9 protein-coding genes and 1 riboswitch are annotated in these 9,109 nt (G+C 49.9%); of the genes, 8 read left to right on the forward strand and 1 reads right to left on the reverse strand.

Annotation, left to right across the window (positions count from 1 at the left end):
* Both ACR2PX_RS05365 and ACR2PX_RS05370 read left to right on the forward strand, forming a co-directional pair.
* The coding region (locus ACR2PX_RS05365) for a hypothetical protein (protein WP_433998336.1) at positions 1–878 on the forward strand (878 nt) is incomplete at its 5' end.
* Positions 879–1,049: 171 nt separating this feature from the next.
* Positions 1,050–2,108, forward strand: a complete 1,059-nt coding sequence (locus ACR2PX_RS05370; RefSeq protein ID WP_433998337.1) for a hypothetical protein — start codon at positions 1,050–1,052, stop codon at positions 2,106–2,108.
* Between the two features lie 102 nt (positions 2,109–2,210).
* On the opposite strand, the gene ACR2PX_RS05375 is transcribed toward ACR2PX_RS05370, so the two are convergent.
* The gene (locus tag ACR2PX_RS05375) at positions 2,211–3,617 is read right to left on the reverse strand and encodes an MATE family efflux transporter (RefSeq protein WP_433998338.1); all 1,407 of its coding nucleotides are present in this window, start codon (positions 3,615–3,617) and stop codon (positions 2,211–2,213) included.
* 213 nt (positions 3,618–3,830) lie between these two features.
* On the opposite strand from ACR2PX_RS05375, the gene mutM reads away from it, so the two are divergent.
* The 6 genes from mutM (at position 3,831) to ACR2PX_RS05405 (ending at position 8,900) form a co-directional block, all read left to right on the forward strand.
* Positions 3,831–4,646 carry a bifunctional DNA-formamidopyrimidine glycosylase/DNA-(apurinic or apyrimidinic site) lyase gene (mutM, locus tag ACR2PX_RS05380; protein WP_433998339.1) on the forward strand — a complete coding sequence of 272 codons (816 nt, stop codon included), beginning with the start codon at positions 3,831–3,833 and terminating at the stop codon, positions 4,644–4,646.
* Between the two features lie 18 nt (positions 4,647–4,664).
* Positions 4,665–5,288 (forward strand): lysophospholipid acyltransferase family protein, encoded by a 624-nt coding sequence (locus ACR2PX_RS05385; RefSeq protein WP_433998340.1) that lies wholly within the window; start codon positions 4,665–4,667, stop codon positions 5,286–5,288.
* A 28-nt stretch (positions 5,289–5,316) separates the two neighbouring features.
* Positions 5,317–5,419: riboswitch (TPP riboswitch) on the forward strand.
* 95 nt (positions 5,420–5,514) lie between these two features.
* A complete protein-coding gene (gene thiD, locus ACR2PX_RS05390; RefSeq protein WP_433998341.1) occupies positions 5,515–6,327 on the forward strand; it encodes a bifunctional hydroxymethylpyrimidine kinase/phosphomethylpyrimidine kinase in 813 nt (270 codons plus the stop codon).
* A 10-nt stretch (positions 6,328–6,337) separates the two neighbouring features.
* Positions 6,338–7,120 (forward strand): ABC transporter ATP-binding protein, encoded by a 783-nt coding sequence (locus ACR2PX_RS05395; protein WP_433998342.1) that lies wholly within the window; start codon positions 6,338–6,340, stop codon positions 7,118–7,120.
* On the forward strand, positions 7,117–7,884 hold the full coding sequence (locus tag ACR2PX_RS05400; RefSeq protein WP_433998343.1) for an ABC transporter permease: 768 nt from the start codon (positions 7,117–7,119) through the stop codon (positions 7,882–7,884). Before ACR2PX_RS05395 ends, ACR2PX_RS05400 begins: the two co-directional genes overlap by 4 nt.
* A 65-nt stretch (positions 7,885–7,949) precedes the next feature.
* Positions 7,950–8,900 carry an ABC transporter substrate-binding protein gene (locus ACR2PX_RS05405; protein ID WP_433998344.1) on the forward strand — a complete coding sequence of 317 codons (951 nt, stop codon included), beginning with the start codon at positions 7,950–7,952 and terminating at the stop codon, positions 8,898–8,900.
* Positions 8,901–9,109: the final 209 nt, after the last annotated feature.

Here is a 9,109-nt window from a genome sequence, read left to right on the forward strand (position 1 = left end):
CAATGGAAATAGCTGCCGAGTACTTCGGAAAAGCCGTTTCCGCACTCACCAGCGCATCAAACTACATCAATGGTGTTGTAGCTCCCGCTGCTGAACCAGTGGCCAGCACAATTGCACAACTGCAAACGTCGGCCGCTGCCCAGTTACCAGAAACAGTGACTTCAACACTGGGTAAGGAAGTCGCCGTTGAAGGTTTGGGATCTACCACAGCAGGGGCAGTTGTTGCTCTTGCAGGCCCAACGGTTCTGCCCATCGTCAACTATCTCTGGAAAGGCTGGGGCAGAAGCTCTGAGCTGAGCGATCTTAAAACTGAAAACCAGCAGGTTCTACTCAGCGCTTTGGCAAAGTCTGACAAAGATATCGATGGTGCGATCGAGTCCATTGAGAAACAGACTGCCAAGATCAACCTGATGACCCGCGAGCATAATAAGAATACTCAAGATAGCTTCTTCAGCTTCAAGAATATGCTCAAGCACACTGTCACTGTACTGGCTCCTTTCTGTGTTCTTCCACAGGTTGGTTTTGCCGTAGCAGGAACAGCAGCTCTGGTCGGTCTTACCACACGGGCAGTGACTCACGTTCTGAACCATCGTGGTGAAGCCAGTCAGGTTACAGCTGAACAGAAGAGCGCTACGTCACTGAGACAGCTCAGAAACAGACTGCAAGAGCTGAAGGACACTCATGAAGAGAAGATCGCTACTGAAGCCAATGCTGTACTGCAAGGTGACCTGCTGGCAAATGCAGCCACTCTGATTGAACAGCAGAATGATGGCATAGCTCGCAGAGATGCTGAAATCGAGGTTCTGAGAAACCGCCCGGATGAAGTAGCCATCGTTATAGAAGACGGCGAAGACGACGATGAACTTCTTCAAGCCTAATCGCCCTTAACCTTACAAGCCGACCTCGAGCCGGCTTTTTTTATTCTCCCCCAAAAAGCCTAACCACCCTGTCAGTCCGATTAAAGAACTTCCCTCTTTTAGAACAGTCTTAATTTATAGAGGTCACAGAGAAGGACGCTGAATCAAGCTCAATAACATGGAGGAAGAAGCATGGAAACAGCAGGAAAAACATTCGTCTATAACGGCTCGCACTATGTGCAATATATCGAGCCGACGAAAATGGAAGCGACTACGGCTTATCTGGGAAAAGCAGTCACGTTAGCCAACGATGCGGCTAACTACATTAACGGTTGTGTTGCCCCGTACATAGCACCTGTGACCAGCAAAATTGCTGCACTTCAGGCTGGCGCTGCATCCTGGCTTCCTGAGTCAGTGGTCACAACACTGGGCCAGAGCGCTTCATGCGCTGCTATTGCAGCCCCCACTGTTGTTCCTGTTCTTGGCTATATCAACAAAGCCTGGGGCAGATCTTCTGAGCTGGCTCAAGTAAAAACTGAGAACAACCAGGCTCTCAAAACGGCTCTTCAACAGGCAGGAAGAAACTCTGACGCAGCATTTGCCACCACCGTTAAGCAAATCAAAGAATCAGATACCAAAGCCCAGCGGCATGAGAAAAACGCTCAAGACAGCTTCTTCAGCTTTAAAAACATGCTCAAGCACTCTGTGACGGTTCTGGCACCATTCTGTGTACTCCCTCAGGTTGGCTTTGCAGTAGCTGCTACTGCTGCTTTTGCAGGAATAACCACTCGAGTTGTAACTCATATCCTGAATGATCGGGCAGAAGCAAAGCTTTGTGCAGCAGAACGGGCCGATACCGATGCTCTCAGACAATTCAATAATGAACTTGAACGTCGCCTTGGCTTTGAAGACGCCCTTGTTGAGCGTAATCAAGATTTAGGCCGGAAGCAGGGACAATTGGAAACGGTTCAAGAACAACTGCTCACAGCCCAAAATGCAGTAAGGATGCTCGAAGAAGGCGCTGAAGAGGTGTTCCTGGAAGCACCAGAAGTTACTGTTGAAAACAGACTTCGTGAGCAACTTCAGGAAGCTAATCGCAACCTGGGAATAGCTGAAGCCTTAATTGATGCCGACGTGAATGACCTCAGGCATGAGAATGAACGATACAGAGAAGAAAATAGACGTCTACGGGCAGTAGAACAGGAGCATATCCAGCTTCAACAGGAAATCGCAGAACTTCTGGAACCCTGATCCAGAAGATTATTCATCAGAGCCGGCATTCGCCGGCTCTTTCTTTCCAGGAGCCAGTCAGTCCGAAACTGACTTAAGCCCGAAAGCCTTCCCAGTATCCATTTAAACCACTGCAGCCACTTTCATGGAAACAGACTGTTTCTCAACTTCCCTCTTACTAAAGGATTGAAAGCGCAATAGCAGGAACACGGCTGAAAGTGTCAGAGCCAGCACCAGACCTATCCAGAGCCCATGAGGCCCCATAGGTTCATCTGCTATCAGATCAGTCAGTCCCAGTGTATAGCCCAATGGCAGAGCTATGCCCCAGCAGGCAATCAGGATAATGATCATCGGCACACGGGTATCTTTATAGCCCCTTAACGCGCCATTGGAAGCCACCTGAATCCCGTCGGCATACTGGAACAATGCAGCAAAAACCAACAACTGGGCAGCCAGCGCTTTTACCGCAACATCCTGGGTATAGAGAGAAGTCAGTGCATCAGCAAACACCCACATCATGATGGCCATCAGCGTAGCGGTCAGCAGAGTAGCGACGATACCGGAATACCCAGAGAATCTTGCCGCCTGAGGATCACCCGCCCCCAGAGCCTGTCCCACCCGGATGGTAATTCCCATGGACATGCTCAGCGGCACCATGAAAGCCATGCTGGCCAGGTTCAACGCTATCTGGTGGCCTGCTACGGTCACCGCTCCCAGCTTGCCAATCACCAGAGCTACTGCCGAGAAGATACTGGCTTCAAAAAAGATCGCCAGCCCCATGGGAACACCCAGTTTCAGGTGAGCAGCAATACTGCTTATCTCCGGCCATTCAAACTGATCAAACAGATTCACAGCTTTGTGCTTTTCATTGAACCGGGTGTAGCAGAACATCAGCAGACACATGGCCCAGAAACAAATAGCGGTCGCATAGCCACAACCTACACCACCCATTTGAGGAAAACCGAACTTGCCATAAATCAGTACATAGTTAACTGGAATGTTGATCAGCAAGCCTGCAAAACTGATGAGCATGGCCGGTTTGGTAATAGAGCGCCCTTCACAATAACTGACCATGGTTTGATATAAACAGATCCCGGGCACCCCCCAGGCCAACGCCCCAAGGTATGCCTCAGTTTTGGCAGCCATGGTTTTATCAACTTCCAGAAAGTTAAGCAATGGCATGGAATTCATCATCAGAACCATACCAATAACACTCAAAACCAGGGACAGCCACATAGCCTGACGAACCGGTGAGGCAATCTGATCAACTTTTCGAGCGCCAAACAGATGGGCAACGGTCGGTGTCGTTGCCATCAGAATGCCCCTGATCAACAGGTAAAGCGGCACCCAGATACTGGAGCCAATGGCGACTGCGGCCAGGTCTTGGGCAGAGTATTGGCCCGCCATACTGGTATCCACAAAGCCCATGCCGGTGGTCGCCAGCTGTGCGCCCAGAATAGGGGCAGATAAATAAATAAGTTCTCTGAGTTCCTTAAAATACCGTTGGTATAAAGGTGGACTGGTTGTCATTTTTTCTCACTATTATGGTGTGCTTTTACCAATACTGAACCGGGGCAAAAGTGGAATCATCTTACCAGTCAGGCCATAAAATTTGATATGGATAATTTGCCGTGAATTTTCTAAAGTCTGCGCGGGATTTTTACCTAGTTACCACTGAAGGATCAGTCCAACTCAAAGGCTTATCGCATCGCCTTTTTATGACAGATTTGCTACTGTTGGCGGATGCCTGAATTACCTGAAGTTGAAACCACCCGCAGAGGTATTGCACCTCATATTGAAGGCCAAACCGTAACCGATGTTATTGTTCGCAATCCACGTCTGCGCTGGCCAATTCCGGACTATTTGAAACAACGTTTATCCGGGCAGGTTATTCGTTCCGTAACACGACGGGCAAAGTACCTTCTGGTTCAAACGGATGCTGGAACCTTGCTGGTTCATTTGGGTATGTCCGGAAGTCTGCGAATACTGAACGAACCACAGGACGTCCAAAAACATGATCATGTCGATCTGCTATTCAGTAATGGCATAAGACTGAGGTACACCGATCCGAGACGATTCGGAGCGGTTCTCTGGGTCGACGACAATGTCATGGAACACGACTTACTGAGAAAACTCGGTCCAGAACCACTCAGTGATGAATTCACTGCTCAAAGGCTTTATCTCAGCTCCCGGGGAAAATCACAGCCTGTTAAAACCTTCATTATGGATAACCATGTGGTGGTTGGAGTGGGAAATATTTATGCCAACGAAGCCCTGTTCAAGGCCGGCATCAGACCCGATAGACCTTGCGGAAAAATATCCAAAGCCCGCTATGAGCGACTGACCGAGAGCATTAAAGAGACCCTGGCAAAAGCTATTGAACAAGGTGGAACCACCTTGAGGGATTTTGTCGGAGGCGATGGAAAGCCGGGCTATTTCAAACAGGAACTGGCCGTTTATGGACGCAAGGGTGAGCCCTGTGTTCATTGTTCAACACCAATAGTAGAGATCCGGCTGGGAAATCGCAGTACCTGTTACTGTAAGAAGTGCCAGCGGTAATCCAAACGAAAGAAAGCGATGAGTGAGAAAAAAACCTGGAGCAGCCTGAACGCTGACAAAAACTATGGCTCCCGAACTTTTATTCTGGAGAGCCTGGGACGTTTGATGCTCTGGCTGATGGGCGGCTGGAAGCTGGAAGGCGAACTCCCCAAAATCGACAAGTATGTTGTCATTGTTGCTCACCATACATCCAACTGGGACTTTGTTGTGGGTGCTGCGACCAAGCTCGCTGTTCGCCTTAAAATACGCTTCTTTGGTAAACACACTCTGTTTTATCCTCCCCTGGGCTGGCTGATGAAAGGTCTGGGCGGTGTGTCCATCGAACGCCACAAATCCATCAACCGGGTGGAACAATCAGTGGCAGAGATTCGCAAGGCGGATAACTTTGTACTGGTGATCACTCCGGAAGGTACACGTTCCAAAGTAAAACGCTGGAAGACCGGTTTCTACCACATAGCCAGAAGCGCGGATATTCCCATCGTTCCAGTCTCTTTCGACTTTGGGAACAAACGTGTTGTTTTCGGTGAGCCAATGACGATGACCGGAGACCAGGAGCATGATTTCCGGGAAATGCACCGTTTCTTCCTTCCTTATGAGCCAAAACACCCGGAATTGGGTTGTAACGGGCCTTTCGAGGAATAGACATCCCTTCGGAAACAAAATAGACTCGCATCGTTGGTTGGGGTGTCTGAAACGTACGTTTTCCAGACTGAGAGAAACCCATTGAACCTGAACCAGATTATGCTGGCGTAGGAAACCGACGGTTGGGCGAGCACGAGCCTAGTGCATTGGGCTAATTGCCCGTAATCCCCGCCTTCATTAGCTCTTGAGCACTTTTCTACGTCAGTTCACAGAAGTATACCGAACAATGACGATAACCAATGAAACCCCTATAGCCCTCACTATTGCTGGATCGGACAGTGGTGGCGGAGCGGGTATACAGGCTGACCTGAAAGCCTTTTCAGCACTGGGTGCTTATGGCAGCAGTGTGATTACCGCCCTGACAGCACAAAACACTCAAGGCTTGCAGGGCATATTTGACGTTGAACCTGCCTTTATCCGGCAACAACTGGATTCCGTCTTTTCTGATCTCGCCATTAAAGCCGTAAAGGTGGGCATGCTGAGCCAGCCTGAGGTGATCACCACCGTTGCCAATGCAATGGCTCACTACAGCCCGGCTTATCTGGTGTTAGATCCGGTCATGGTAGCCACCAGCGGAGATGTTCTGCTGCAACAGGCCGCTATTGAGACACTCAAGCAATCACTGATTCCTAAAGCCAGCCTGATCACTCCCAACCTGCACGAAGCCGCTGTCCTGCTTAACCGTCCAGTGCCCGAAAACCTGGACCAGATGATTGATATGGTTGAACCTTTGCTGGCTCTGGGGTCTCAGGCAGTGCTTCTCAAAGGCGGTCACCTCAGTGGTGACAAAGCGGTCGATTTTTATCACGACGGCAAATCCCTGCACCGACTGGAGTCTGACTGGATCAAAACCAGTAACACTCACGGCACAGGTTGCACACTGTCTTCCGCTATCACGGCATTACTGGCTCGTGGTTACACCATGAATGAAGCCATTCCTGAAGCTAAAAAGTACATTGCCGAATCGATTGCCCACGCCGATCAGCTGAACATCGGTCAGGGTAACGGTCCCGTTCACCATTTCTACAAATACTGGTGATCAGGCCCGAATGTTTGATGTCGTAGTAAAAGATGCAGCGCTGGCATACGGCGATAAGGTTATTTTCAATGGCCTGGATCTGACTCTGGCGGGTGGTGAATGTACCTGCCTGCTCGGAGGCAGTGGTGTTGGCAAAACCAGCCTGCTGCGATTCATTGCCGGTTTTTCCTCAGAGCCTTCAGCCAATAGAAAGGGAGGTTTGACCACTTCCGGCAGTGTGCTTTGTCAGGACGGTTTTTCCCTGGTAGGTCGAATCGCCTGGATGGCCCAGCAGGATCTGCTGTTGCCCTGGTTCTCGGTGATCGACAATATCACTTTGGGTGAACGACTCAGGAGTTCTTTCTTTAGCCGTAAAAAAGTACCTGCTGAAGCGATGGAAAGAGCCCAACACATTCTGAAGCAGGTCGGACTTGTGAATAAGTCCAGTGAACTGCCCCAGAATCTGTCAGGTGGACAAAGGCAGCGAGTCGCTCTGGCCAGAACCCTCATGGAAAATCGCCCACTGGTTCTGATGGACGAACCCTTTGGGGCTCTGGATGCCATCACCCGACTGAACCTCCAGGACCTTGCCTGTGAGCTGCTGGCTAACCGAACCGTATTGCTGATCACCCATGATCCCCTGGAAGCATTGAGACTGGGCCATCACATCTACCACCTGCAGGGTCAGCCAGCCACATTAACCGAGGCTATTATGCCACCCGGTACGCCACCAAGATCATTGGAAAACAACAAGCTCATGAACCTCCAGGGCGAGTTACTGGAACGACTCAGAAATGAGGAAGCGCATTCATGAAACCCTTGATTCCGCTATTTGTGATGCCGCTCTTTAAACCTCTTCTGGTTGTGCTCGGTTTACTGATTGTCTGGGAATCCATCGTCGTACTGTTCGCCATGCCGGAATATATTCTGCCTGGCCCCAAGGCCGTGTTCATCAGCATGTACGACAATGCTTCATTGCTATGGGAACACACCCTGGTGACCATGACGGAAATGCTGCTGGGCCTGATACTGGGTGTGCTGTTCGGCATTCTTCTGGCCATGATTCTGGTCTATTTCGTAGCCCTTCGCCCCTGGTTACTCCCGCTGCTGCTGGTCACCCAGGCTGTCCCTGTTTTTGCTCTGGCTCCTATACTGATGCTCTGGTTCGGCTACGGTCTGGCTTCCAAAGTGGTTATGACCATACTGGTGATTTTCTTTCCGGTGGCCACCTGTTGTTATGACGGCCTGCGTCATACCCATCAGGGTTGGTTGGACATGGCCAAAACCATGGGGGGCAACCGTTTTTCCGTGCTGCGTCATATCCGTTGGCCAGCTGCCCTCCCTGCCCTGGCCTCAGGCCTGAGAGTCGCGGTGGTTGTCGCTCCTATCGGCGCTGTCGTCGGTGAATGGGTAGGCTCCAGTGCAGGACTGGGTTATCTGATGCTGCAGGCAAATGCACGTCTCTGGGTGGACCAGATGTTTGCTGCCCTGACAGTACTGGCTTTCTGCTCTGTCAGCCTCTATTTCATCACTGACCTGGCTCTGAAAAAACTGATTCCCTGGCAACCTGCCACCTGACTTTCATATTCCCAACCGGTTGAGGACTCATAACCTTGCTCGTACCCATGCCTAAGGCCAAAGAAATGAAAAAGTCTTTCAGGAAAGTGTTTGTTCTGCTGTCACTCCTGCTGGCAACCTCACTTTCATACGCTAAATCCGATAAAGATCTCAACCTGATGCTGGAATGGTTCGTCAATCCGGATCACGGACCTATTGTGATTGCTCAGGAAAACGGCTACTTCAAGGATCAGGGGTTGAAGGTAAACATTCAGGAACCTGCTGATCCTAACCTGCCCCCTAAACTGGTCGCTGCCGGTGACGTGGACCTTGCTGTGTATTATCAGCCCAGCTTGATCCATGGCGTTGTCAACGGTCTGTCGCTGGCCTGGGCAGGGACTCTGGTTGCGACGCCCCTGGACGGACTGATTGTCCTGAAAGACGGTCCGATCAAATCCCTGAAAGACATGAAAGGCAAAACCATTGGCCTGAATATGGGTGGTAATGAAAATGCCATTCTGGACACTTTGTTCAAGCCATATGGCTTTTCTTCCAAAGACATCAAGATGGTCAATGTCGGCTGGAATATGTCCTCTTCCCTACTATCAGGCCGCGTAGATGCCATTATGGGTGCCTACCGAAACTTTGAGCTGAACCAGCTGGCCATTGAAGGTCATCAGGGCAAAATGTTCTATTTCGAAGAAAACGGCATTCCGCCCTACGATGAGCTGATCTTTATTGCTAACAGCAAGAAGAGTGATAAGGAAGCAATCAGGAGATTCCTTCGAGCCATTGAGTTGGGCACCCAGTTTATTGTGAATAACCCGGAAGAGTCCTGGAAAATCTTCAGAGATTACAGTCCCAAAAAACTGGATAACGAACTTAATAAACGGGCATGGTTTGATACTGTTTCACGCTTTGCGCTCAGACCTGCCGCAAAAGACACAGGACGCTATAATCGCTTTGCCAAATTCCTCGAAGACCATGGTGACCTGAAAAACATTCCACCCGCCAAAGAGTATATGCTTGATTTGTAACTCTGCTGGCAGCTTATTTGGTTAGGCTCTGCTTACCTTCTGGGTCAAACAGAGCCGTTATAATCTAGTTTCTAAACGCAAAGCTAGGAGCCTGTCGGACTTACCACTGACCTACTGCGAAAAAGCCGGATTTGGCCATTTTTTATGATTCTTTTCGTTGAATAGCTCGCTATTCGCCTCAAATAATCATAAAAACTGTCTCAAACCGG

Origin of the sequence: Endozoicomonas sp. (assembly GCF_051008435.1) — a bacterium.
In the GTDB taxonomy this organism is placed as follows: Bacteria; Pseudomonadota; Gammaproteobacteria; order Pseudomonadales; family Endozoicomonadaceae; genus Endozoicomonas_A.